The organism is Novosphingobium sp. TK46 (assembly GCF_055361525.1).
Map to the genome: position 1 here is coordinate 1,929,822 of NZ_CM143963.1, position 23,882 is coordinate 1,953,703.

Here is a 23,882-nt window from a genome sequence, read left to right on the forward strand (position 1 = left end):
CACGGGCGTGAAGCAGGTCGTCCTTGCCTGCTATGCCCAGGGCGATCCCGCAGCGTCGGACTTCCGCATCGAGGAGGTGGCCGAACCACAAGCGGGCGCGGGCGAACTGCTGCTGCAGACGCTCTACATCGCGGTCGATCCGCTTATCCGGTTTTCGGTCGACGAAAGGACCATGACGGGGGGCAGCCGGGTGGAACTGGGTGCGCCGATGATCGGGCCGACGGTGTCGCGCGTGATCGTCTCGAACCACCCGGACTACGCCGCAGGGGATTATGTCGAGGGGCGCAGCTTGTGGGCTGAGCGGGCCATCGTCGCCCCGGACAAGAGCGACTATCGTGGCCCCCCGCGCAAGCTCGATCCCGATCTGGCGCCGGTGTCGACCGCGCTCGGCGCGCTCGGCGGGCCGGGGCAGACGGCCTACGAAGGCGTGATCAAGGTCGGTCGGCTGCAGGCCGGCGAGACCATCGTCATCTCCGCGGCGGCCGGCGCGGTCGGTTCGATGGCGGGACAGATCGCCAGGGCGCTCGGCGCGCGCGCGGTCGGCATCGCCGGTGGCAGGGCCAAGTGTCAGGGGCTGCTCGACCTCGGCTTCGACGCGGTCGCGGACTACAAGGCGCCCGACTTCGCCGACCAGCTCACGGCCGCCTTGCCGCAAGGTGCGGACGTTTATTTCGAGAACGTCGGCGGCGATGTCACCATGGCGGTGCTGCCGCATCTGAAGCGCGGCGCGCGCATGCCGATGTGCGGCTTCATCGCTTACTACGGGCTTGGCATGGAAGGCCCCGGTCCCGACCGGTTGCCCGGCTTCTACCGCCACATCATGAACAAGGCGCTGGAGATCAAAGGCTTCGCGGGGATGTTCGCGGGGCAGAAGGGCCTCGACGATATCGCCGGCTGGATGAAGGCGGGCAAGATCACCTTTGCCGAGTCGATCGTCGAGGGCATCGCGGCCTTGCCGGATGCCTTTGCCAGCGTCTTTCGGGGTCACGACCACATCGGCAAGCTGCTGGTGCGGGTATCGCCGGAGGGTTGATCGTCGGGCGCGAGTAACGGGCAGGGTTGATATGCTGGGCGCGGCGCTACACTGTACGGGTATGGCGACGTCCCACTATCCTCCGCCCCCGCGCGACACGGCCAATCCAGCCCCGTTGCGCTCCTCCGGATCGGTCCGGCGCACATCCAGCATCGATGTCGCCTGGCCTGATGGTCCGCAAGGGCAACGGCTGATGATCGGGCGGGCGCGCGATTACCTCACCCATCCGGGCGGCGGGCGAAGTCAGGTGCTGGGCGAGGGTGGATTCCGCCTGCGCATGGCAGAAGACAAGACGATCACCGCGATCACGTCGGAGCCCAATCATCCCGGCATCGATGCGCTGGTGGGAGAGCGTGGCGGCAACCACTTGCGCATGGCCCTGCGCGAACGTCTGCCCGAGCTGATCGAGCGCAACGATCCGCTTTACCTGGTGCTGGACGATATCTCGGGCACGGCGCTGGTGTCGTCCTTCGCATGGTCGCAATGGTACCCAGAGCTTGCCGCGCAAATGCGTGCGCAGATGGGCGACGAGATGGAATCGATGCTGTCGAGCCGCGCGAATATCTGCTGGGGCTTGCAGACCGGCAACTCGGGCGTCCTGCCTGGCGACCCGCCGTACCCCGTGGCCGATGCCGATGCGGGAGAACTGCGCAACCCGGCCGATCCGGAAGGTTGGCATGCGTTCTTCGAGGAAGACGGTGCCGGCTTTCGCCGCGCTCGCCGTATCGACGTGACTCGGGATGAGAACGCCGGGCAATTGCGGATCGACTCGATGTTTCAGGACAGCGCCAAGCTGAAAGGCGGAGGCCGCGTCGCCATTCACGAATACGTGCTGCGCGCGCAATGCGACCTCGATACGCTCGAGATCCTGACACTGGAGCCCGAGGCACGGATCCTGCCGTTTTCCGAATGTCCCGGTGCGGTCCACAACGTGCATCGGCTGGTCGGCAAACGGCTCGACACCATCCGTGGCGACGTTCTGGAATTGCTGCGCGGACCGGAGGGCTGCACGCACCTCAACGATGCGTTGCGTGCGCTCGCCGATGTGCCCCGCCTCGCCGAGGTGCTGCACGAGCCGGCCTGAACCCGGGCCTTAGCGGCCGAGCAGGATCGCGAGCCCTTCGTGCGCGAGGCCGCTGCTCAACTCGTCGAACATGCGGCGGCGCAGTTCACGCACCAGCAGGTTGCGGGTGTGCCGCAGCATCGGTGCCGGCAGGCCGGCGAGGCGATGGGCATGTTCGCGCGCACGGCCGAGCAGGGCGTCGGCGGGCACCACCTCGCCGACGACGCCGAGCCGCTGCGCTTCCTCAGCCCCGATCCGCTCGCCGGTAAGCAGAAAATAGCGCCCACGATTGGGCCCTAGCAGCATCGGCCAGACGACGTGCACGCCATCGCCCGGCACCGCGCCCTGCATCGTGTGCGCGAGATCGGCGAACTCGGCATGCGGCGCGGCCAGGACGATGTCGGCGAGCACTGCCAGTTCGGCATGGACCAGCGCGGGGCCGTTCACCGCCGCGATCATCGGCACCGGCACGGCGAGCAGGTTGTGCAGCAGCGCCAGACCCTCGTCGTGGATGCGCCGCCACATGTGCGCCATGTCCGGCTCGTCGAAGCGCTCCTGCGCGTCGCCGCCGGCGATGAAGCTGTCGCCCGTGCCGGTCAGCACCACCACCTTGTTCTCGGGATCGCGCGCGATATCGGCGAAGGCCTGGCCCAGCTCGGCGTGCAGGCTGGTGCGCGAGGTGCCCCACAGCGCCGGCCCGCCGCGCGTGTGTAAAGTCATCTCCAGCACGCCGCCATCGCGTGCGAAGCGAATGCAGCTGTACTTGTCCACGTAGTCGGCCAGATCCATCGTCGCTCTCCCGCGCTGTCGTATCAGCCCCGCCGCGCTGCCTTGCGGATCCCGCGCGCCGGTTCCGCCTCGATCACGTCTTCCATCGCCCCGCGCATCCGGGCGTAGAACGCGGCAAGCGTGTCGAACCGGCCGGTCACCGCATCGGGCAGGGCGCGCGCGGACTGGCGGTTGAACAGCGACTCGAGCCGCCCCAGCAGCGCCGCGCGTTCGAGGAACGAGGTGCCATGGCTGTCTGGCACCGTGTAGTAGATGCGCTTGCTGCCCGGCTCGCTATGGCGGCGCGCGTTGCCGCAGTGCTCCAGCGTGCGCGCGGCGACGCTGGTGTTGCTCTTGCTCATGCCCAGATCCGCCGCAATCTCGTCCAGCGTTGCCGGGCCATCGCGCAGCAGAAGGTAGGCGTAGATCCGCCCCACCGGCCTCGCCCAGCCCCACGGCGCCATCAGCAGCGCGATATCATCGAGGAAGCTTTCGTCCTCGGCAGACAACTTCATGTTTGACATATTCTGGATTTAGTGAATTTTAAGGACGCTGGCCAGCAGATAATTGTGTGGCCGATGGGAGAGAGCATCGATGGATAGCGCGCAAATCGCAAGCCGCTATGGACCCTGGGCGCTGATCGCCGGCGCGTCCGAAGGCACCGGCGCCAGCTTCGCACGGCAACTGGCGCAAGCCGGCGTCAACCTGATCCTGGTCGCACGAAGGGAAGCGCCGTTGGAACAGCTCGCACGCGAATTGCGGGCCGGACACGGTGTCGAGTGCGTCACCGCCTTGATCGATCTGGCGCGCGATGATGCGACCGAGCAGCTGCTCGCCGCTGCCGGAGGCCGCGAAGTCGGACTGCTGATCCTCAACGCAGGCGCCGATGCCAATGGCTCGATGTTCTTCGACAACGCCATCGCGAACTGGGACTCGCTCGCGATCCGCAACGTGATGACGACCATGCGCGCGCTCCACGCGTTCGGTGCGCCGATGCGAGAGCGCCGCCGGGGCGGGTTGATCGTGGTCGGCTCGGGCGCCTGCTATGCCGGGTTGCCAGGGCTCTCGGTTTACGGCGCCAGCAAGGCATTCGACCTGGTGCTGTGCGAATCGCTGTGGGCCGAGCTGGAGCCTTACGGCGTCGACGTGCTCAGCTACGTGATCGGCCGCACCGACACGCCCGCGCATCGAGAGATCATGGACCAGAAGGGCATCGCCTTGCCCGACAATTTGGCCCAGCCCGACGATGTCGCCCGCCTCGGCCTGGAGCGCCTGCCGCACGGGCCGGTTTGCAACTGGGGCGAAGCGGACGATGAGGCGATCATGTCCGCCAGTTCGGCGGCGCAGCGCCGCGCCCGCATCCGCCAGATCGCGGCGATGTCGTCCGCCTATGCCGCGAAGCCTAAGCCATGAGCGCCGTCATGCAGGACCTCGCCGACAAGCAGGCGATCACCGAGCAGCTCTATCGCTATTGCCGCTCGGTCGATCGGCTGGACGTGCCGCTGGGCCATTCGGTGTTCCACGAGGATGCGGTGGTGGATTACGGGCCGAAGGGCTTCCAGGGCAGCGGTCGCGGCGCGATCGACTGGATCTGCAAGTCGCATGCTCAATTGCAGGCCCATTCGCACCAGGTCACCAACATCCTGATCGAAGTGGATGGCGACCGCGCTGGCAGCGAAGCCTACGTCTTCGCAGCCTTGCGCGGGGAGCGCGAGGGCCAGGCGTTCCAGATCCAGGTGTGGAGCCGTTATTGCGACAGCTGGTCGCGGCGCGACGGGCGATGGGCGATCGACCGTCGCGACACCGTCACCGACTTCGACACCATCGGCGACGTCACCGCGCTTTCTGCACCCGAGCGCAGCCGTCGCGACGCACAAGATCCCTCCTATGCTGTCCTGAAGGCCCCCGCATGACCGCCAGCAAGATCACCGTTTCGTTCGACATGCGCTCACCCGATTGGGCCGCGCCGACCCCTGACCTCTATCGCGCCGCGATCGAGATGGCGGCGTTCGTCGACCGCATCGGCGCCGACCAGATCGGCCTGATGCAGCATCACGGCTCCGACGACGGCTATCTGCCGCAGCCGTTCACGCTGGCCGGCGGCATGGCGGCGGTGACCAGCCGCATCCGCTTTCTCCTTGGCGCGGTGATCCTGCCGCTGCACGATCCGCTGGAGCTGGCCGAGCAGATCGCGGTGGTCGACAACATGTCCAACGGGCGGCTCAACGTGATCTTCGGCGCCGGCTACGTGCCGCTGGAGTTCGCGATGTTCCGCAAGTCGCTCAAGGATCGCGGCCGGCTGATGGACGAAGGCATCGAGCTGATCCTGCGCGCGCTCGCGGGCGAGCGCTTCGAGGCGGATGGACGCCCGATCTTCGTGCGCCCGCTGCCGGTGCAGGACGCACGCGACATCATCCTGGTCGGCGGCGGCGTCGCCGCATCGGCCAAGCGCGCCGCGCGCCACGACGTCGGCTTCGGGCCGATGAAAGGCGAGTTGGTCGACATCTACCTGGCCGAGTGCGCCGCCGCCGGGCGTGCCCCGCGCACGTACTTCCGCCCTGTTCAAGGCATGCCGCTCGCGGTGCACTTGTGCGAGGATCCGGACGCCGGCTGGGAGGCGATCGCGCCGCACGCCGTCCACGTCATCACCGAGTACGCCAAGTGGGCGGCGCAGGAGGGCGACGGCTCGAACTCGCCGTTCATGGGCCTCACCGACCCGGCCGTGCTGCGCCAGGCCGGCATGTTCGCGGCGATGACGCCCGACCAACTGCTCGAGCGTGTCGCCGCGCTGCCCGATGGCCCCAACATCGGCTTCCAGCCGCTGCTCGGTGGCCTCTCGCCGGAAGAGGGCTGGAAGTCGCTGCGGCTGCTCGAACAGACCATGCCTGCCTTGCGCGACGTGATGGAGACGAAAGCATGAAGGCCGCGTTCATCGCTGACGGCAAGGTCGGCGTCGGCGATCTGGCCGATCCGATCCCGGGCAAGGGCCAGGCGTTGGTGCGCACCCACGTCTGCGGGATGTGCGCCTCGGACCAGCACTTCCTCACCGGCGGGCGCAACGTCATCGACCTGTCGCGCCAGATGGGCGGGCCCTACGCGGCGCTCGAATTCGACAAGCCGTTCGTGCCGGGTCACGAGTACGTCGGCGAAGTGCTCGACTACGGCCCGGGCAGCCGCCGCAGCGTGAGCCCGGGCCGGCGCGTGGTCTCGGTGCCGATCATGCGCCAGTGCGGCAGCCATGCCGTGGTCGGGTTCAGTCACCAATGCCCCGGCGGCTTCGGCGAGCTGATGCTGCTCGACGAGGACTTCCTGATCGAAGTGCCCGACGCTCTGCCGGACGACTATGCGGCGATGGTAGAGCCGCTCGCGGTCGGGCTGGAACATGCCCGGCGGGGTCGGCCCGACAAGGGCGACGCCGCACTGGTGTTGGGCTGCGGCGCGATCGGTCTGGGCGTGATCGCCGGCCTCAGGCTGATGGGCGTGGGGCCGATCGTCGCGGCCGACTTCCACCAGGGACGGCGCGATCTCGCCATCGCGGCGGGCGCACACATCGCCGTCGATCCGCGCGAGACCGATCCCTATGCGCCGCTGCCACAGTTCGACGGTCGCCGCGTCAGCCTGATCTACGAGTGCGTCGGCCAGCCCGGCATGCTGCAACGGATCATTGCCGCCGCGCCATTCGAAGGCCGCATCGTTATGGGCGGCTACTGCATGGAGGCCGAAAGCCTGTTCGTGTTCGCCGCGCAGAACAAGCGACTCAACATCCAGTTCGCCGGCGGCGAGGAGCCGCAGGACATGGACCTGGCGCTGCGCGCGATCGCCGACGGACGGATCGACGTGACGCCGTGGCTGGGCGGCCGCATCGGCCTTGGCGGTGTGGCCGAAGCGGTCGCGAATCTCTCAGGCCCGAGCGCGCCGATACGCACGCTGGTCGATCCGCGGCTGGGCTAGGCCGCACCCCGCAGGCGCTAACCGTTCGTACCGCAAGCCATTAGCCCCACTCCGCGCAGTTCTCGAAAACCTCAAGCCACGTCGCCCCCGCGAAGGCGGGGGCCCCGCTTCCTTGTCCAAGACCAAGGATCAACAAAAACAAGCGGGGTCCGCGCCTTCGCGGGGACGACGGGACGTAGGGCGAATAAAGCGCAGGTCAGGCTGACCAGTGGCAAAACCTATCCCTCGCGCTTTTTTAGCAGCACCGTGCGCAGCATCGACAGCGCCGTCTCGCCGCGCTGGTTGGTCAGTTCGTGCTTGAACACGACGATGCCCTGCGTCGGCCGCGACTTGCTCTCGCGGATTTCGACCACTTCACTGTGGCAGGTCAGCGTATCGCCGATGAAGGTCGGCTTGGGGGTCACCACCTTGTCGAAGCCCAGGTTCGCCACCAACGTGCCCACCGTAGTGTCCGCGATCGACAGGCCGACCGCGAGGCTGAAGGTGAAGGTCGAATTGACCAGGATCTGCCCGAACTCGCTCGCCTTGGCCGCCTCGGCATCGAGGTGCAGCGGCTGCATGTTGTGCGTCATGGCGCTGAACAGCAGGTTGTCCGTTTCGGTGACGGTGCGGCTGGGCTGGTGCGTGATCCGTTCGCCCACTTGCCACTCATCGAAGAACTTGCCCGGCATCAGATTTCCTTCTTCTTGCGCGGCTTCTTCTTGGCCACGGCGCGCCGCCCGGCGACGAGCCCAAGCTCGGCCCAGCGCCGCAATTCTTCGGGGTAATCGTACACGTCGTCGGGCGCGAGACGGTAGTTCATCGTCGCGAGCTTGCCCTCGCGCTCGTAGGTGAACTTGGCGCAGCCCGCCGCCTCCCACTCGTGGTCGGTCTCGGTGTCGCTCTTGAACCAGATCTGCCCCTGCGCGACGATCGCGAAGGTCACGCCGTCGCAGTACAGCGTATGGCCGCCCATCATCGCGCGCGAGGTGACGGTGCCGGCCTCTTCCATGGCCTCCACCACCCACTCAACCAGTTCGGCGGCGCGCTGCTTGTCCTGCGACGAGGTCACGCAGGCGTCTCGGCATGCTCTTCGATGCGCGCGAGCACAGCCTCGACCTGCACCTGCTGGCCGGCGCTGGCGTTGAGTTCCGCCACCACGCCATCGAACGGCGCGGTGAGCGTGTGCTCCATCTTCATCGCTTCCAGCGTCAGCAGCCTCTGGCCCTTGGTGACCGTCTGCCCGGCCTCGACTTCGACCGCGATGACCTTGCCCGGCATCGGCGCCAGGATCGCTCCGGTGCCGGTCGCGGCGCCATGCACGCCCTCGCGCCGCCAAGGCGTGAGCTGCCAAGCCTGACCCTGCTCGGTGATCAGCACCGAGTCCGCCGGCTCGTCGGAGCCTTCACCGATCGCGACCTCGATCTCCTGCCCCTCGAGCAGGAACCACGCCTTGCGCGCCGGGGCGGCATTCAGCCGCAGGCCGGGCGAGGCGTAAGCCGGGATCAGTGAATCGGCAGCGGCCTCCAACACCTCGGTGGAGGGAGCGGGCACTTCTGCCATCGCCTCGCCATCGCGGCCGATCAGGCCGGTGTCGACGGTACCCGCGACGAAGTCGGGATGTTCCAGTGCCTTGACCAGAAACGAGGCATTGGTCTTCACCGGCCACACCGCGCTGTCGCTGAGCATGTCGGACAGCCGCTCGCGCGCTTCGTCGCGATCTTCGCCCCAGGCGATGACCTTGGCGATCATCGGGTCGTAGAACGGCGACACTTCCGCGCCTTCGTAGACGCCGGTGTCGATGCGGCCACCCTCGGCGTCGCCGAACTGCAGCAGTTCCAGCTTGCCGATCGAGGGCAGGAAGCCCTTGGCCGGATCCTCGGCATAGAGCCGCGCTTCCATCGCCCAGCCGTCGATGCCGAGCTCGTCCTGCGCCAGGGGGATCGGTTCACCCGAGGCGACGCGCAGTTGCCATTCGACGAGGTCGACGCCGGTGATCTCCTCGGTCACCGGATGCTCGACCTGCAGGCGGGTGTTCATCTCCATGAACCAGATGCGGTCGGCTCGCAGGCCTTCCGAGCCGTCGGCGATGAACTCGATCGTGCCGGCGCCGACGTAGTCGACCGCCTTGGCCGCCCGCACGGCGGAAGCGCATAGTTCGGCGCGCGTGGCGGCGTCCATGCCGGGGGCCGGGGCTTCCTCGATCACCTTCTGGTGGCGGCGCTGCAGCGAGCAGTCGCGCTCGAACAAGTGGACGACGTTGCCGTGCTTGTCGCCGAACACCTGCACTTCGATGTGGCGGGGCGAGAGAATGTACTTCTCGATCAGCACATGGGCGTTGCCGAACGACGACGCCGCTTCGCGCTGGCACGAGGCGAGCGCGTCGATGAAAGCCTCGGGCGTCTCGACCAATCGCATGCCCTTGCCGCCGCCGCCGGCGACCGCCTTGATCAGCACCGGATAGCCGATCTTGGCGGCCTCTTCGGCGAGGAAGGCGGGGTCCTGGTTCTCGCCCATGTAGCCGGGGGTGACCGGCACACCGGCAGCGGCCATCAGCGTCTTGGCCGCGTCCTTGAGGCCCATCGCGTCGATCGAGGCGGGGTTAGGCCCGACCCAGACGAGCCCGGCGTCGATCACGCTTTGCGCAAACGCCGAGTTCTCGGACAGGAAGCCGTAGCCGGGATGGATCGCCTCGGCGCCGGTCTGCTGGGCTGCGGCGAGGATGCGCTCGCTGACGAGGTAGCTTTCGCGCGCGGCAGACGGGCCGATGTGGACGGCCTCGTCGGCCTCGCGCACGTGCAGCGCGTTGGCGTCGGCGTCCGAGTAGACCGCGATGGTCCGGATACCGAGTGCACGCGCGGTGCGGATGACCCGGCAGGCGATTTCACCGCGATTGGCGATGAGGAGGGACTTGATCATAAGGTTACCTCAAATCCTCCCCGAGCTTGTCTCGGGGAGGGGGACCGCCCGCGCAGCGGGTGGTGGAGGGGGAGATGGCGATGTTCAAGGACCAGGCGCCCAAGCCGAAATCCGGCGCTATCGATCGTGCCAGGAAGCAGCGGAAGGCGATGTCGCTGCCGGAAGTCCTGCTCTGGCAGGAACTGCGTAAGCGACCGGGCGGGCTCAAATTTCGCAAGCAACATCCGAGTGGGCCTTATGCCCTCGACTTCTACTGTCTGGATGCACGGCTGGCGATCGAGATCGATGGCGAGGCGCATCACTTCGGTGAGCGGCCGGCGCGGGATGTGGTGCGAGATACGTGGTTTGCACGGGCGGGTATTCAGACGGTGCGCATTCCGGCACGCGATGTGCTGGGCGATCTGGAGGCGGCGCTCACCGGCATCGTCGCCGCTTGCATAGAGCGTCTCCCCCTCCACCACCCCGCTGTGTGGGGCGGTCCCCCTCCCCGAGACGAGCTCGGGGAGGATCTGGAAACGTAGGCTCCTCACATCCGGAACACCCCGAAGCGGGGTGCCTCCGGTATCGGGGCTTCGAGGCAGGCCGACAGCGCCAGACCCAGCACGTCGCGGGTCTGGACGGGGTCGATCACGCCGTCGTCCCACAGCCGCGCGGTCGCGTAGTAGGGGTTGCCTTCGTCCTCGTACATCTGGCGGATCGGGGCCTTGAAGGCTTCGGCTTCCTCGGGCGTCCACTTGGCGGCGTCGCGGTGGACGGTGGCCAGCACCGAGGCGGCCTGCTCGCCGCCCATCACGCTGATGCGGGCGTTGGGCCAGGTGAACAGGAAGCGTGGGTCGTAGGCCCTGCCGCACATGCCGTAGTTGCCTGCGCCGAAGCTGCCGCCGATCAGCACCGTCAGCTTGGGCACTTGCGCCGTCGCTACCGCCGTCACCAGCTTCGCGCCGTGCTTGGCGATGCCCTCGGCTTCGTACTTGCCGCCGACCATGAAGCCGGAAATGTTCTGCAGGAACAGCAACGGGATCTGGCGATGGCAGGCCAGCTCGATGAAGTGCGCGCCTTTCTGCGCGCTCTCGGAGAACAGCACGCCGTTGTTGGCGAGGATCGCCACCGGCATGCCCCAGATATGCGCGAAGCCGCAAACGAGCGTGGTGCCGTAGAGCGCCTTGAACTCGTGGAACTCGCTGCCATCGACGATGCGGGCGATCACCTCGTGCACATCGTAGGGTGCGCGCACGTCCTCGGGGATGATCGAGTACAGCTCCTCCGCCGCGTACTTGGGCGGGCGCGGGTCCTTCAGGTCGAGGCCGTGCTGGTGCGCGGGGCCCAAGTGGCTGACGATGTCACGCACTATGGTCAGCGCATGCTCGTCGCTGTCGGCCAGGTGGTCGGTAACGCCGGACTTGCGGGAGTGCAGGTCGCCGCCGCCCAGATCCTCAGCGCTGATGACCTCGCCTGTCGCGGCCTGTACCAAGGGCGGGCCGGCGAGGAAGATCGTGCCCTGCTCCGTCACGATGACGCTCTCGTCGCTCATCGCGGGAACGTAGGCGCCGCCGGCGGTGCAACTGCCCATGACGCTGGCGATCTGCGGGATGCCCTTTGCGCTCATGTTCGCCTGGTTGAAGAAGAACCGGCCGAAGTGGTCGCGATCGGGGAAGACTTCCGCTTGGTTGGGCAGGTTGGCGCCGCCGCTGTCGACGAGGTAGACGCACGGCAGGCGGTTGGCCTCGGCGATCTCCTGCGCGCGGATGTGCTTCTTGACGGTGAGCGGGAAGTAGGTGCCGCCCTTCACAGTCGCGTCGTTGGCAAAGATCATGCACTGGCGGCCCGAGACCCGGCCGATCGCGGTGATGATGCCGGCGCCGGGCACTTCGTCGTTGTAGAGGCCGTGCGCCGCCAATTGCCCGATCTCGAGCAAGGGCGAGCCCGGATCGAGCAGCCGTTCCACGCGGTCGCGCGGCAGCAGCTTGTTGCGGCTGAGGTGCCGTGCACGCGAGCGTTCGTCACCGCCCAGCGCGGTTTTGGCGACCCTTTCGCGCAGTTCGGCGGCGAGCATGCGGTTGTGCGCGTCGCGCGCCTGCGCCTCGGGACTGGCGAGGTCCAGGGTCGTCGAGAGCACCGGCGCGCTCATCGGTTGTGCTCGTACGTGCGTGTCATTCCCGTCCCGGTCCTTCTTTTCACGTCCATCTAGCGAGCCGCAGGGGCTGCGCAAATTCCATTTAACCCGAAAGCCGCTCGCTCAAGCTGCGCGAGGCTGCCAGCAGTGTGTCCTTGAGCCGCGGCAGGGCCTCGCCGCGCATGGCGCTGCCGATGCCGATCGCGACAAGCGCGTGGCTGGGGCGGCCCTCCTGTTTCCACACCGGCGCGGCGACGACCGTCACCCCGGCGATATAGTGCCCGGCGTCGACGGCGATGCCGGTCTGGCGCGCGTCATCGACTTGCGCCTTCCAGGTGTCCCAATCGGGTGCCTCGTCCCAGCGCAACTTGTCGAAGCGAGGTTTCAGCTGCGCGTCGCTATACCCCCCAAAGGCGGCGATACAGCGACCTGTCGCCGAGACCAGGGCGGGAAAGCGGCTGCCGACCTGCGTCGAAAGCTGAAAAGTGGCGCCGGATTGCGACATGGCGGTGACGATGATGTGGTCGAGCCCGAACAACTGCGCGCCCAACGTCGTGAGCCCGAACTCGCGCGCGATGCGGTCGAGCACCGGCTGGGCGACTTCGTGGAACTGGTCGTTGCGCAGCCACTGGCGCGCCAGCGTGAGCACGCCGGCATCCAACGCATAACGCTTGGTGTCCGGGTCAAAGGCGACCAGCTCCTCCTCCGCCAACGCGCGCAGGACGTAGAGGCAGGTGCTGGGCACCAGGCCAAGTTCGCGCGCGATCGCTTGCACGCCGAGAGGCGTTCCGCGCTTGCCGAGCAGGCGCAGGATAGCCGCCGCACGGGCGATAGCGGGCGCCTTGCTGGTTTTGGCTTCGAGAGGCAGGTCGGTCAGGATCATTCGATATATTGAATAACATTCACTATTTGCAACAACAAGCACGCTGTGCCATGATTTGTCCAACGCAAAAAGCACGGCGCTTCGACTCAAGCTTGAGGCTCGGCGCCGACACGGGATTGTTCGATGACCAGGCTGACCGATTACACCAGCTATGCCGACGCTCAGGCCCATGCCTCCTCGGCAGCGCTGTGGGAGCTGTTCAGTGGCGATCGCGAGTACCTGAACATTGCCGACGAGTGCATCACGCGCCATGCCGACGGGTCGGGCCGCGCCGCGGTTCGGATCGCGCATGCCGATGGCTCGGACGAGATTCTCAGTTTCGACCAGATTTCGGCCGGCGCCGCGCAGTTCGCCCACTGGCTCGATGCCGAGGGCGTGAAGCAGGGCGATCGCATCGCCTTCATGCTCGAGCCGTCGCTGCCCTTCTATGTCTGCCTGTTCGGCGCGATGAAGACCGGCGCGATCTCGGTCCCGCTGTTCACGCTGTTCGGCCCCGACGCGCTGCGGCTGCGGGTGGGCGACTGCAACCCATCGATTCTGATCACCAATGTCGAGAAGGCGGACCTCGCACGCTCTGTGGCGGTGGACGGAGCACCGCGTATCGTGGTCGCCGACGACGGTCTGCTCGACGTGATCGCCAAGTACCCGACGACCTACCGCTCCAAGAGCCGCGCCACCGACATGGCCGTGTTCCAGTACACCAGCGGCACCACGCGCGAGCTGCCCGAGGCGGTCAAGCACTCGCACCGCACGCTCGTCACGCTGATGTTCGCGGCGCTCTACGGCACCGGCATTCGTCCGGGCGACGAGTTCTTCTGCCCGTCGTCACCCGCCTGGGGCCACGGCTTGTGGCACGGCACGCTGGCGCCGCTGGCGATGGGCGTGACCACCGGCACCTTCGCCGGCCGCTTCGATCCGGTGCGGCTGATGAAGGCGCTCGACGACTTCGGCATCACCAACATGAGCGCCGCTGCCACCCACTACCGCATGATGAAGAACAGCGGGAAGGGGGGCGACTTCCAGTTCCACTTCAAGAAGCTGTCGTTCACCGGCGAACCGATCGATCCCGGCACGCTGGAATGGATCGACGAAACCTTCAAGGTGCCCGCCTGCTCGATGTACGGCACCACCGAGATCGGCGTCGTGCTGGTCAACTATCCCGGCGCGGAAGACTTCACCGTCAAGCCCGGCTCGCTCGGCAAAGCGGTTCCGGGGCAAAAGCTCGAAGTGCAGCGTCCCGACGGCAGCAAGACCGACGCGGGTGAGATCGGCGAACTGATGCTGTGGCGCGGCAACACCTGGATCACCACCAAGGATCGCGCCAAGACCGACGAGGATGGCTACTTCTATCACTGTGGCCGCGCCGACGACGTGATCATCTCGGCCGGCTGGACGATGTCGGCGGTCGAGATCGAGAACACCATGCTGCGCCACGACAACGTGATGGAGTGCGGCGTGATCGGCGTGCCCGACGAGCAGCGCGGGCAGGTGGTCAAGGCCTGCGTCGTCGCCAACTGCGAAGGCAGTGACGCGCTGGTCAAGGAACTGCAGGACTTCACCCGCGAGCGCCTGGCCCAGCACGAATTCCCCCGCATCGTCGAGTTCGTCGACGAACTGCCCAAGAATCCCGCCGGCAAGGTCCACCGCAAGATGCTGCGCGATCGCGAGGCCGCCAAGGCGGCGCAAACCGTCGCCTGATCAACACCAACACCCCTCACAAATTTCACACAGGAAAGAACGAGATGGCTGAAGCAGACGCCCCCACGAACAAGTTCCCCAAGATCACCGAGCAGGGCCTCGCCGATCTGCGCGCCCGTATCGGCGTGAAGATCGAGAACACGGTCGAGCCGTGGAACTACGAAGCCACGCGCGACGCGATCCGCCACTACGCGCATGGTATCGGCGACGATAACCCGCTGTGGTGCGACCCTGAGTATGCCAAGACCACCAAGTACGGCGATGTCGTCGCGTTGCCGTCGTTCCTGTTCACCACCAGCCGCATCATCTCGGGCTATTGCGGTGGTCTGGCCGGCGTGCACGCGATGTGGGCGGGTGCCGACTGGACCTGGGAAAAGCCGGTCCTGCGCAACGACACGATCCGCACCGAGGCCTACCTCAAGGATCTGGTCGAGCATCAGACCAAGTTCGCCGGTCGCTCGTTCCAGCAGATCTACCACGTCGACTTCTTCAACCAGAACAACGAGAAGGTCGCAGGCGCCGACTCGTGGGTGTTCCGCACCGACCGCGACGAAGCGCGCGAGCGTGGCACCAAGTACACCGAAGCGCGTGGCCGCGTTGAGCCCTTCACCCAGGAGCAGCTCGACGAGTTCTACGACATCTACGACCGTGAAGAGACCCGTGGCGCCACGCCGCGTTACTTCGAGGACGTGAACGTCGGCGACAAGCTGCCGCCGATGATGAAGGGCCCGATGACCGTCACCGGCTTCATCTGCTACGCACAGGGCTGGGGCGGTCTTTACATCCGCGCCAACAAGCTGGCGTACAAGATGCAGAAGGCCCACCCGGGCCTGGGCATCCGCAACCGCTTCAACGTGCCGGACTGCCCCGAGCGCGTGCACTGGGACGAGGCGTTCGCTCTCGAAGTCGGCGCGCCAGGCGCCTACGACTACGGCCCGGAGCGTTGCTCGTGGCTGACCCACCACATGACCGACTGGATCGGCGACGAGGGCTTCCTGCACAAGTCGAACTGTCAGATCCGTCGCCACAACCCGGACGGCGACGCGATGGTCATCACCGGCGAGGTGACCCGCAAGTTCGAAGAGAACGGCAAGAAGTACGTCGAAGTCGAGCAGAAGGCGATCACGCACCGCCAGGAGCTTTCGGCTTTCGGCACCGCCGTGGCGGAACTGCCCAGCAAGGCGTAAGCCTTAGAATCCTGGCTCATCCCAGTTCCTCCTAAACGCGCGGAGGAGCTGGATGGGCCGGGATGCTACCCCTTCCCATCATCGGGAGGGGCTGATGCTTTAAGCTGCACGAAGATGCGGCGACCAATCTCCTCAGCCGGGCCAACATGAGCCGGCAACCTCGAAGGAGAGGGACATGGAAGAGGCCAAGCCGCAATTCGAAGCCAATGGCGACGTGCGCGTACCCGCGTTCGTGCTGCCGGTATCCAAGCTCATCAGCGAAGAGGCCGCCGCCGCGCAGCGCCTGCGCGCATCGGCCCCACCGTTCGACACCGTCGGCTCGGACGATGCCGTAACCCGGCGCGAGCAGATCAACGCCTACACCGCGCCCGGCGTCGCCAGCCTGCGCGAGGCGTTCCCGGTTTCCCTCGAACGCACCACGATCGGCGGCGTCGAAGTGCTCGACTTCACGCCTGCGGACGGAAGCCACGATCCCGATCGCGTGCTCATCAACCTGCACGGCGGCGCCTTTACGGTCGGCTGGGACGGGATCTCGCACATGGAGTCCATCCCGCTGGCCGCGATGGGCGGCTATCGCATCGTCAGCGTCAACTACCGCATGGCGCCCGAACACAAACATCCCGCCGCGGTCGAGGATGTCGCCGCGGTCTATGCCGCGCTGCTGGACGATTATACGCCGGGCCGCATCGGGATCTTCGGCGGCTCGGCCGGTGGCGTGCTGACGGCGCAAGCCGCCGCCTGGCTTCCCGCGCATGGGCTGCCGCAGGCCGGCGCGATCGGTGTATTCGGCGCGGGCGGGGCTCCGTTCGAAGCTGGAGAGTCCGCCTACATCGCCGGCTACATCGACGCGTCTTTCCCGCCGCCGCCAGCGGATGGCAGCCCGCCCATCGACATCACCAAGGGCTACTTCGACGGTATCGACCCCCGCGATGCGAGCGCGTGGCCGGCCTACCACCTCGATGTCCTGGCGACTTACCCGCCGACGCTGATCATCACCGGCACCCGCGCGATCGATCTCAGCCCGGCGATCTACACCAACTCGCAACTGCTCAAGACCGGGGTGCGTTCGACGCTGATCGTCGGCGAGGGCATGGGCCATTGTTATTACTACAACCTCGCTCTGCCCGAGGCGCGTGACGCGGTGGCGGTAATCCTCGCGTTCTTCCGCGAACATTTGAAATGAGCGCATGACCCAGACCGAGCAGACGCAGTGGCAGGGCCCTCTGGGCGGCGTGCGCGTGATCGACTTCACCCGGGTGCTGGCGGGCCCCGCGGCCAGCCTCGCGCTGGCGGACCTCGGCGCCGAAGTCTTCAAGATCGAGCCGCCCGGCACCGGTGACGAGACCCGCACCTTTCCGCCGCTGCGCGAGGGGGAGAGCCACTATTACCTCGCCGTCAATCGCGGCAAGAAGTCGATCGTCGTCGACCTCAAGAGCCCCGAAGGCCTCGCGCTGGTCCGCGACCTCGCTGCCAAGTGCGACGTGCTGGTCGAAAACTACCGCCCCGGCGTGATGGAGCGGCTCGGACTGGGCTACGAGACGCTCAAGGCGATCAACCCGCGGCTGATCTACTGCTCGATCTCGGGCTATGGCCAGACCGGGCCGCTCAAGGATCAGCCCAGTTTCGATATCGTGTTGCAGGCGCGGTCAGGCACGCTGTCGATGAACGGCGAGGCGGACGGCCTGCCGACCAAGCTGGGGATTCCGCTGGGGGATCTGGTCGGCGGCATCAACGGCCCGATCGGGATCATCTCGGCACTCTACGAACGCGAGCGTACCGGTGTCGGCCGCCACATCGACGTCAGCTTGATGGATGGGCTGATGGGCATGCTCGGCTACATCGCGCAGCTGTCGTTCTTCGGCAAGGAGCCGCAGCGTGTAGGCTCGCAGCATCCGAACCTGGTGCCTTACGGCATCTTCCCGGCCAAGGACGGCTCGATCGTCATCGCCTGCCTGACGCCGAGTTTCTGGGGCCGGGTCTGCCGCTCGATCGAGTTGCCGGACCTTACCAACGACATTCGCTACGACACCCTCGAAAAACGTCGCGATGCGCGCGAAGAGGTCAATGCGATCGTCTCAGCCTTCACTGAGACGCGCTCGGTTGATGAGCTGGTAGCGATCTTCACCAAGTTCGAAGTGCCGCACGCACCGATCCTGAGTGTGACGGAAGCGTTGGCGCAACCGCAGGCGATCGCCCGCGACATGGTGGTCGAGGCGCAGCATGCCACGCTCGGCGGCATCCCGCTGGTCAACCGCGCGATCCGCTTCACCGGTGCCGAGCAGCCGACACCTGAGGCGCCGCCCGCCCTGGGCCAGCATACCGATGCGATCCTGGCCGACGTTCTGGATCTTACGCCGGAGCGGATTGCCGCGTTGAAGGCATCGGGAGTCGTTGCCTGACCGTTATCGCTCGCTAAGAAGCGCAGCAGCCCAGTGAAAAGAGGACCGTCCATGCCCGATCTACGCTTCGACAACCGCGTCGCGGTCATCACCGGCGGCGGTCGCGGGTTGGGCCGGGCGCACGCGCTGCTGCTGGCAAGCCGCGGCTGCAAGATCGTCGTCAACGATCCCGGCGCCTCGATGGCGGGCGATCTGACTGATGAAGGCCCGGCCGAGGCACTCGCCGCCGAGATCCGCGCCGCCGGCGGCGAGGCCATCGCCAACACCGACAGCGTCGCCACGCCCGAAGGTGGCAAGGCGATCATCCGATCCGCGCTCGATGCATTCGGGCGTATCGACATCCTGATCCACTCGGCCGGCAACGTGCGTCGCGGCAGCCTGAGCGACCTGGCCTACGAAGACTTCACCGCCGTTCTCGATGTGCATCTGAAGGGCGCGTACCACGTCGTGCGCGAAGCCTTCCCGCACATGATGGCGCAAAAGTACGGCCGCATCGTCCTGACCAGCTCGATCAACGGACTCTACGGCAAGTCGGACAACGTTACGTACGCGATGTGCAAGGCCGGCTTCATGGGCCTTTCGAACACCGCCGCGATCGAGGGCCAGAACCACAACGTGAAGTCGAATTTGATCGTGCCAGCCGCCGTCACCCGGATGTCCGACGGGATCGACACCAGCAAGTTCCCGCCGATGGAGCCCGAACAGGTCGCGCCGATGGTCGGCTATCTCTGCCACGAGGATTGCGCCGCGTCGGGCGAGATGTACGTCGCGATGGGTGGCCGCGTCGCACGCGCCTGGATCGCCGAGAACGCCGGCGTGTTCCAGCCCGAATGGTCGCTGGAAGACGTCGCCGAACGCATCGACCTCATCCGCACCGATGGCGACAGCCTGGCTTTCACCCCGGTACCCGACGGCCAGCTCGATCACCTCCTTTATGGATTCAAGATGATCCGCGACGCCGCGAACTGATCGCGGGCACACGCGTTTAGGGCTGCAGAAGGAGCAAGCCCATGCCCGAACGCGAAATCGATACCACCGGCCCCGACGCCCCGATCGAAACGGTCGGCGATCATGATCTGGTCGCCTCCGACCGGGTCGAGGGCACCCATGTCTATGGCCTCGACCACAAGAAGGTCGGCCACGTGCACAACTTCATGGTCAACAAGCGCACGGGGCAAGTGGCGCATGTGATCGTCTCGGACAGTGGCCTGTTCGGCCTGGGTGCGACCCGCTACCTGCGCGTTCCCTGGCAGGATCTCACTTACGATCCGGATCTGGGCGGATATGTGTCGCATATCAGCAAGGAGATGATGGACGAGAACGGCCGCGTTTCCGCTGAGGACGCCGAGATGCAGATCTGGTGAAGGCCGCAGCGCCAGCCGCAATCCCGGCGCTGCTGGCGGTCTATGAAATCATGGCGCAGGCGAGATCGCTCGGCCGAGGCCGGCCTTAGGGATAGGTCGTTTGCTGGTTCAGGCCCAGCGCATCTTCGTCGGCGGTCGCCGCGGCCAGTTCGGCGCGGGCGGCGGCGACGCGGGCGCGGGCCTCGATCAGCTTCACTTCCGCGTTTGTCGCGCTTTCCTCACGCTGATTGACCAGGAAGAAATCGCTCGATCCCAACTGGAAGCGGCGACGCTCCGCCGTCGCGAGTTCTTGCGCCAGCGAGCGTTCGCGTCCGCTGGTATTGACCAGCTGGCCCGCCGTATCCACTTCGATGCCGATCGTGCCGACTTCCGCGCGGATCTTCTCCGCGAGATAGCGCTGTTTGACGGACAGCTCATCGATCTTCGCCTGGGTTTCGGCCAGCTTGCCCTTTGCCTTGCGGTTTTGCAGCGGCACTTTGAAGGTCACGCCGACGATGACCTCGAGCGGCGTGCGGCTCGACCCGCCCAGTCCCTCGCTGCCGATATCCTTCGCCACTTCGCCGCCCAGGTCCAGCCGAGGCCGCAGATCGTTGCGGGCAAGCGCCAGCTTGATCGTGGCGTTGTCGATTTCCTGCAGCAGGATCGCGAAATCGGGCCGGCTGTCGGGATTGAACGCCCGATCCGTCCGCAACCCGTCGAGTGCGTCGACGTTGACAGGCAGGCGCGCGTCGTCGACGATGACCGGCAGCCCCTGTTCATCGCGGTAATACAGCGACAGCTTCACCGCCGCCGCGCGCACGTCCTGGCGCGCCTCGACGACATAGGCCTGCCGTTTGACCAGGTTCGCCTCGTTCTCGACCAGCAGTATGTCCGCCTTGGCGCCCAGCTGCACCTGGCGCTGGATGCCGTGCGTGCGTGCCTGCGCCAGATCCAGCAGGCCCTGATAGGCGGTGAGCTTCAACCCTGCGGCGACCCATTTCTGATAGGCCTCGACCGCGCGCGCCTGTACGCCGATGCCGGTGGCTCGGGCTTCGAAGCGGGCGATGTCGATGTCGTTGGCAGCCATCCGGTATTCCGAGCGGCGCGCGTCGATCAGGCGATCGCGCATCAGCGAATAGAGCGCCCCGACCTTCACCTCTCCCAGGCGGTTGGTGTAGGCCTTGTCCTCATAGATCGGGAAGTCTCCGCGCGAGGCGCGATACTGGCCATAGACATAGCCGCCATTGTCCGACAGCGGCTGCTCGACCTTTCCGGCGATCTCACTCCCATCGTAATAGCCGGCGACGCGGCTGCGGCCATCGATCGCGAATACGGTATCGAAGGCGCCTTGTGCGCTCACCGCGCGGCCCTCCGCCTGGCGGTTGCGCGCCAGTGCCGCGATGATGTCGGGCGCCGAGCGGGCGGACGAGCGCAGGACGTCCTGGAGGGTGAGGGGGCCGCCGGCCTCGGCCATCGTCGCCGATGCGGCGCCGTCCTGGCCATAGGCTGTCGACGATGCCGTGGCGACCAGCAGCGCGACCGTGCCGATCATCAACCGCCTGATCACTTCTTCTTCTTCTCGATCGAGCTTTTCTCAGCCTTGTCCTGCTTTTCCGGCTGCTTGCCCGCGACCTCGTCCTGTCCGAAGTTGATCGGAAAGTCGTTGAGCTGGCGCCACAATTCGTACCCCACGGTCACGTTGTCGCCTTGCACCCAGCCAAGGACCTTGCTGCCCTGGCGTACGAAACGCCGCAGCGGCCAGGCCGGCTTTCCGGGGGTGGGTTCCACCAGCACGCGGAACAAGCCATCCGGCCGGGGCGTGGGATCCACGGATCGCACCTGACCATCGTAGATGCCGGCGGCGAACGCGGGCCAGCCGCTGAACTGGAAGGCAGGAAAGCCCTCGAACTCGAGCCGCACCGGCCGACCCTGATCGACCAGCGGGATGTCGCGACCATCGACGTAGAGTTCGACCGCGCGTTCGATCCGCTCGGGGGCGACCAGCGCCAGCACCGTACCGGCGGAGACCAGCGCGCCACCGGCTGCGGCATTGAGGTTCTGGATCCGGCCATCGCGCGGCGCGGTGACGATCTGCGCCGTCTCGCGCCTTTGCTTCACTTCGATCTGCTTGAGCTTCGCGCGAGCCTCGGCCAGCTTGGCGTTGGCATCGGCGACCTTGATCTGCGTCTGCTCGTAGTCGCGTCGCGCGGCAAGTCCCTCGGCGAACAACTGCCCCGTGCGTCCTACGTCGATCGAGGCGACCGCACGTGCTTGCTCGATCGCCGCGATCTGGGCGACGACTTCCGCCTTCTCGGCGGCGATCCGCTCGAGGAAGTTGGGATCGACGTCGACGACCTGCACGATCGGGTCGCCGGCTTTCACCCGCTGGCCATCGCTGACGAAGAAGCGCGCGACCCGGCCATCGACCAGCGATGACACCTGCTGCGGGCGATCTTCGGGGTCAAGCGAGATCACCTGCCCGCCGCCTTGCGCCGTCTGCCGCCATGGCACGAACAGGATGGCGACCGCGAGGCAGATGCCCACCAGGATGAGCCAGCCCACCGTCACCACCACGCGCGGCGGCCTGAGCTTCGCGAGCGACCGGAAGTGCGTAAGCTGCGCGGCCTCGATCGTCACGCGCCGTGCTCCCGGTCGGCCAGAAAGCCTGTCATCTCCGTCTGGTCTGCAAAGCGATGTTGCGCGCGCGCCCCCAGCCACAGGCAGCTGTCGAGCTTCAGCGCCTCGGGTCGGCCGGTGAAGAGCAGGACGGTCGTTCCCTGGTCGCGCAACACGCGCAGCGTCGCCAGCAGCGGTTCTGCCGGCATCATATCGAACAGCTGGGACAGCAGCAGCACATTGGGCCGGCTCAGTAGGGCGTTCGCGACCTTCAGCTGCATCACCTCGACGATGGACAGGGGCGAGCCCGAGCTTGCCAGCTGCGTGTCCAGCCCGCCCGGCAAGCTGGCGATGCGCGGCGAGAGGCCTACCATGTCGAGCGCATTCATCACCTGCGCGCCGTCGGCGATGCCGCCACCCGCGAGGTGGAGATATTCGCGGATCGTGACGTCGACGATGGTTGGCCGGTTGAGCACCATCACCGCCGAGCGCAGCAGGTACATATCGAAGCTGCCCAATTCGCTGCCTCCGATCGACAGCAATCCCCGGTCGGGGTTCTCGTGACGCTTGAGGAGGACGGCGATCTGGCTTTCAACGCCCGGCTCCGCCACGATCGCGACCTGTTCACCACTGTCAACGGCGAAATCGAAGCGCGACCCGGCGAGTTCCACCTCGCGAAAGCGCACCGCGCCATCGCGCGGCGCATCGCCGCCACGGCCGGCCGCTTCCTGCGGAATGGCGAAGATAAGCGACAATTCCTCCGCGCTCGCCACCAGATCGTAGAACGTGTCGAGATACCAACCCAGTTGGTAGATGCCATAGAACACGCCGGACATGATGAGCTCTGCCGCCACCAGTTGGCCGATCGAGAGCTGCCCCGCCAGGATGAGATTCCCGCCCAGCGCCAGCAGCGTCGCGGCGGCAAAGGCATAGACGAGGAAATAGCCGAGCGCCTGCGCGAAGCTATAGCGGAAATACTGGCGATGCGCCCGAATGTAGTTGGCGGTGACGGCTTCGGACCGATCCATCGCGAAATCGAGATGTCGCGCGGATTTGTAGAAGCCGTTCGAGGCGCCGACGCTCTCCAGCCAGTCCGCGGCGTGATGCTTGGCGTGCGACAGGGCGACCGCCCCGGTGATCGCTCCATGGCGCCAGACCAGCCAGATGATCACGCAGACCCCTACCAGAACGATGTTGAATGCCAGGAAAAACGGGTGGTAGAAACTCGTCACCACCAATCCGACGGCGGCCTGCAGGATGATCGTGAAAGCACCGATCACCAGGCTGGGCACCGCTTTTTGCACCAGCGCCATATCGAAATACCGGTTGAACAGGCTTCCCCGGCTGTCGTCCGAGAAGAAGGGGTTTTGCGCATGGACTGCGCGCACGGTGATCTCGGCAACGACCCTGGCGAAGATCCGCCGCTCGAACATCGCCAGCAGGTAGATGCGCAAGGCACTGAGACAGGCGACCAGCAGCAGCAGCACGAGCAGCACGCCCGACAGGATCCACAACGGTGCGGCCAGCGCGGTCCGCGCCACCGAGTTGATCAGCAACTGGACCGAAATCGGCGTGGCCAGTGAAAGCAGCGTGATCGCCAGGGTGTAGACGAAGCCGACGTTAACGTAGCCCTTGTCCGGCCCGACTATCTCCGCGAGCCACGCGGCGGCATCCCGCAGTCCTAAACGCTCAGATGCCAATTCACGACCTCACGACAATGCTGATCGCGCATTACAGGGAAGATCGCACAGCGGACAAGTCGCCAATGCTGCATTGCAAAATTAAAATTGGTATCTGCAACATCGGACGGGATCGAGCCTTTGTCCCAAAGGCGTTGCATGATGATCGCTGCGTGCTGTCCTATTGAAAAGCAATCATTATCTGACCGGCCAAGCTTTGCGCGACCTGTCTCGCATGTGCAACCTGGAGG

At 66.3% G+C, this 23,882-nt stretch carries 23 protein-coding genes; 13 read left to right on the top strand and 10 right to left on the bottom strand.

All coding sequences use genetic code 11. From position 1 onward, the window contains the following. Positions 1-7: 7 nt before the first annotated feature. Complete coding sequence (locus ACXJ1Z_RS09305) at positions 8-1,033, top strand: NADP-dependent oxidoreductase (RefSeq protein ID WP_463776196.1); 1,026 nt, start codon at positions 8-10, stop codon at positions 1,031-1,033. A gap of 61 nt (positions 1,034-1,094) precedes the next feature. Next, on the top strand, positions 1,095-2,117 hold the full coding sequence (locus tag ACXJ1Z_RS09310) for a DUF2889 domain-containing protein (protein ID WP_463776197.1): 1,023 nt from the start codon (positions 1,095-1,097) through the stop codon (positions 2,115-2,117). A gap of 9 nt (positions 2,118-2,126) precedes the next feature. Here the strand turns inward: ACXJ1Z_RS09310 and ACXJ1Z_RS09315 are convergent, their stop codons facing one another. Together ACXJ1Z_RS09315 and ACXJ1Z_RS09320 are read right to left on the bottom strand one after the other, a co-directional pair. Next, positions 2,127-2,885: an enoyl-CoA hydratase/isomerase family protein gene (locus tag ACXJ1Z_RS09315; RefSeq protein WP_463776199.1), complete on the bottom strand. Its 759-nt coding sequence runs from the start codon at positions 2,883-2,885 to the stop codon at positions 2,127-2,129. A 23-nt stretch (positions 2,886-2,908) separates the two neighbouring features. Further along, positions 2,909-3,379: a GbsR/MarR family transcriptional regulator gene (locus tag ACXJ1Z_RS09320; protein WP_463776201.1), complete on the bottom strand. Its 471-nt coding sequence runs from the start codon at positions 3,377-3,379 to the stop codon at positions 2,909-2,911. A 79-nt stretch (positions 3,380-3,458) separates the two neighbouring features. On the opposite strand from ACXJ1Z_RS09320, the gene ACXJ1Z_RS09325 reads away from it, so the two are divergent. Genes ACXJ1Z_RS09325 through ACXJ1Z_RS09340 form a run of 4 tightly spaced genes read left to right on the top strand, consistent with a single transcriptional unit; the run spans position 3,459 to position 6,815 of the window. Further along, complete coding sequence (locus ACXJ1Z_RS09325; RefSeq protein WP_463776203.1) at positions 3,459-4,277, top strand: SDR family NAD(P)-dependent oxidoreductase; 819 nt, start codon at positions 3,459-3,461, stop codon at positions 4,275-4,277. Then, the gene (locus ACXJ1Z_RS09330) at positions 4,274-4,777 is read left to right on the top strand and encodes a nuclear transport factor 2 family protein (RefSeq protein WP_463776204.1); all 504 of its coding nucleotides are present in this window, start codon (positions 4,274-4,276) and stop codon (positions 4,775-4,777) included. Before ACXJ1Z_RS09325 ends, ACXJ1Z_RS09330 begins: the two co-directional genes overlap by 4 nt. Then, the gene (locus tag ACXJ1Z_RS09335; protein WP_463776206.1) at positions 4,774-5,784 is read left to right on the top strand and encodes an LLM class flavin-dependent oxidoreductase; all 1,011 of its coding nucleotides are present in this window, start codon (positions 4,774-4,776) and stop codon (positions 5,782-5,784) included. Before ACXJ1Z_RS09330 ends, ACXJ1Z_RS09335 begins: the two co-directional genes overlap by 4 nt. Next, positions 5,781-6,815, top strand: a complete 1,035-nt coding sequence (locus tag ACXJ1Z_RS09340) for an alcohol dehydrogenase catalytic domain-containing protein (protein ID WP_463776208.1) — start codon at positions 5,781-5,783, stop codon at positions 6,813-6,815. Before ACXJ1Z_RS09335 ends, ACXJ1Z_RS09340 begins: the two co-directional genes overlap by 4 nt. A gap of 218 nt (positions 6,816-7,033) precedes the next feature. Here ACXJ1Z_RS09340 and ACXJ1Z_RS09345 read toward each other — a convergent pair whose 3' ends face one another. Genes ACXJ1Z_RS09345 through ACXJ1Z_RS09355 form a run of 3 tightly spaced genes read right to left on the bottom strand, consistent with a single transcriptional unit; the run spans position 7,034 to position 9,713 of the window. Beyond that, positions 7,034-7,486 (bottom strand): MaoC family dehydratase, encoded by a 453-nt coding sequence (locus ACXJ1Z_RS09345; RefSeq protein WP_463776209.1) that lies wholly within the window; start codon positions 7,484-7,486, stop codon positions 7,034-7,036. Beyond that, entirely contained in the window at positions 7,486-7,866 is a 381-nt protein-coding gene (locus ACXJ1Z_RS09350) for a TfoX/Sxy family protein (RefSeq protein ID WP_463776210.1), read from the bottom strand. Before ACXJ1Z_RS09350 ends, ACXJ1Z_RS09345 begins: the two co-directional genes overlap by 1 nt. After that, on the bottom strand, positions 7,863-9,713 hold the full coding sequence (locus tag ACXJ1Z_RS09355; protein ID WP_463776212.1) for an acetyl/propionyl/methylcrotonyl-CoA carboxylase subunit alpha: 1,851 nt from the start codon (positions 9,711-9,713) through the stop codon (positions 7,863-7,865). Before ACXJ1Z_RS09355 ends, ACXJ1Z_RS09350 begins: the two co-directional genes overlap by 4 nt. 74 nt (positions 9,714-9,787) lie before the next feature. Here ACXJ1Z_RS09355 and ACXJ1Z_RS09360 point away from each other — a divergent pair, with 74 nt between their 5' ends. Next, positions 9,788-10,234: an endonuclease domain-containing protein gene (locus tag ACXJ1Z_RS09360; protein ID WP_463776213.1), complete on the top strand. Its 447-nt coding sequence runs from the start codon at positions 9,788-9,790 to the stop codon at positions 10,232-10,234. A gap of 5 nt (positions 10,235-10,239) precedes the next feature. Here the strand turns inward: ACXJ1Z_RS09360 and ACXJ1Z_RS09365 are convergent, their stop codons facing one another. Both ACXJ1Z_RS09365 and ACXJ1Z_RS09370 read right to left on the bottom strand, forming a co-directional pair. After that, positions 10,240-11,841, bottom strand: a complete 1,602-nt coding sequence (locus ACXJ1Z_RS09365) for a carboxyl transferase domain-containing protein (protein WP_463776214.1) — start codon at positions 11,839-11,841, stop codon at positions 10,240-10,242. A gap of 88 nt (positions 11,842-11,929) precedes the next feature. Next, the gene (locus tag ACXJ1Z_RS09370; protein ID WP_463776215.1) at positions 11,930-12,709 is read right to left on the bottom strand and encodes an IclR family transcriptional regulator; all 780 of its coding nucleotides are present in this window, start codon (positions 12,707-12,709) and stop codon (positions 11,930-11,932) included. A 123-nt stretch (positions 12,710-12,832) separates the two neighbouring features. On the opposite strand from ACXJ1Z_RS09370, the gene ACXJ1Z_RS09375 reads away from it, so the two are divergent. The 6 genes from ACXJ1Z_RS09375 to ACXJ1Z_RS09400 all read left to right on the top strand — a co-directional run bounded on the left by ACXJ1Z_RS09375 (position 12,833) and on the right by ACXJ1Z_RS09400 (position 19,357). Then, complete coding sequence (locus ACXJ1Z_RS09375; protein WP_463776217.1) at positions 12,833-14,407, top strand: acetate--CoA ligase; 1,575 nt, start codon at positions 12,833-12,835, stop codon at positions 14,405-14,407. Between the two features lie 44 nt (positions 14,408-14,451). Next, on the top strand, positions 14,452-15,594 hold the full coding sequence (locus ACXJ1Z_RS09380) for an FAS1-like dehydratase domain-containing protein (RefSeq protein WP_463776219.1): 1,143 nt from the start codon (positions 14,452-14,454) through the stop codon (positions 15,592-15,594). A gap of 175 nt (positions 15,595-15,769) precedes the next feature. Then, a complete protein-coding gene (locus tag ACXJ1Z_RS09385) occupies positions 15,770-16,777 on the top strand; it encodes an alpha/beta hydrolase (RefSeq protein ID WP_463776221.1) in 1,008 nt (335 codons plus the stop codon). Positions 16,778-16,781: 4 nt separating this feature from the next. Continuing rightward, positions 16,782-17,993: a CaiB/BaiF CoA transferase family protein gene (locus ACXJ1Z_RS09390; protein ID WP_463776223.1), complete on the top strand. Its 1,212-nt coding sequence runs from the start codon at positions 16,782-16,784 to the stop codon at positions 17,991-17,993. Between the two features lie 51 nt (positions 17,994-18,044). Then, the gene (locus ACXJ1Z_RS09395; RefSeq protein ID WP_463776225.1) at positions 18,045-18,962 is read left to right on the top strand and encodes an SDR family NAD(P)-dependent oxidoreductase; all 918 of its coding nucleotides are present in this window, start codon (positions 18,045-18,047) and stop codon (positions 18,960-18,962) included. Positions 18,963-19,003: 41 nt separating this feature from the next. After that, positions 19,004-19,357, top strand: coding sequence for a PRC-barrel domain-containing protein (locus ACXJ1Z_RS09400; RefSeq protein WP_463776226.1), 354 nt, complete (start codon positions 19,004-19,006; stop codon positions 19,355-19,357). A gap of 85 nt (positions 19,358-19,442) precedes the next feature. On the opposite strand, the gene ACXJ1Z_RS09405 is transcribed toward ACXJ1Z_RS09400, so the two are convergent. The 3 genes from ACXJ1Z_RS09405 to ACXJ1Z_RS09415 all read right to left on the bottom strand — a co-directional run bounded on the left by ACXJ1Z_RS09405 (position 19,443) and on the right by ACXJ1Z_RS09415 (position 23,652). Then, a complete protein-coding gene (locus ACXJ1Z_RS09405; RefSeq protein WP_463781212.1) occupies positions 19,443-20,810 on the bottom strand; it encodes a TolC family protein in 1,368 nt (455 codons plus the stop codon). Positions 20,811-20,899: 89 nt separating this feature from the next. Further along, positions 20,900-21,973 (bottom strand): efflux RND transporter periplasmic adaptor subunit, encoded by a 1,074-nt coding sequence (locus ACXJ1Z_RS09410; RefSeq protein WP_463776228.1) that lies wholly within the window; start codon positions 21,971-21,973, stop codon positions 20,900-20,902. Beyond that, complete coding sequence (locus ACXJ1Z_RS09415; RefSeq protein WP_463776230.1) at positions 21,970-23,652, bottom strand: ABC transporter transmembrane domain-containing protein; 1,683 nt, start codon at positions 23,650-23,652, stop codon at positions 21,970-21,972. Before ACXJ1Z_RS09415 ends, ACXJ1Z_RS09410 begins: the two co-directional genes overlap by 4 nt. Between the last annotated feature and the right edge of the window lie 230 nt (positions 23,653-23,882).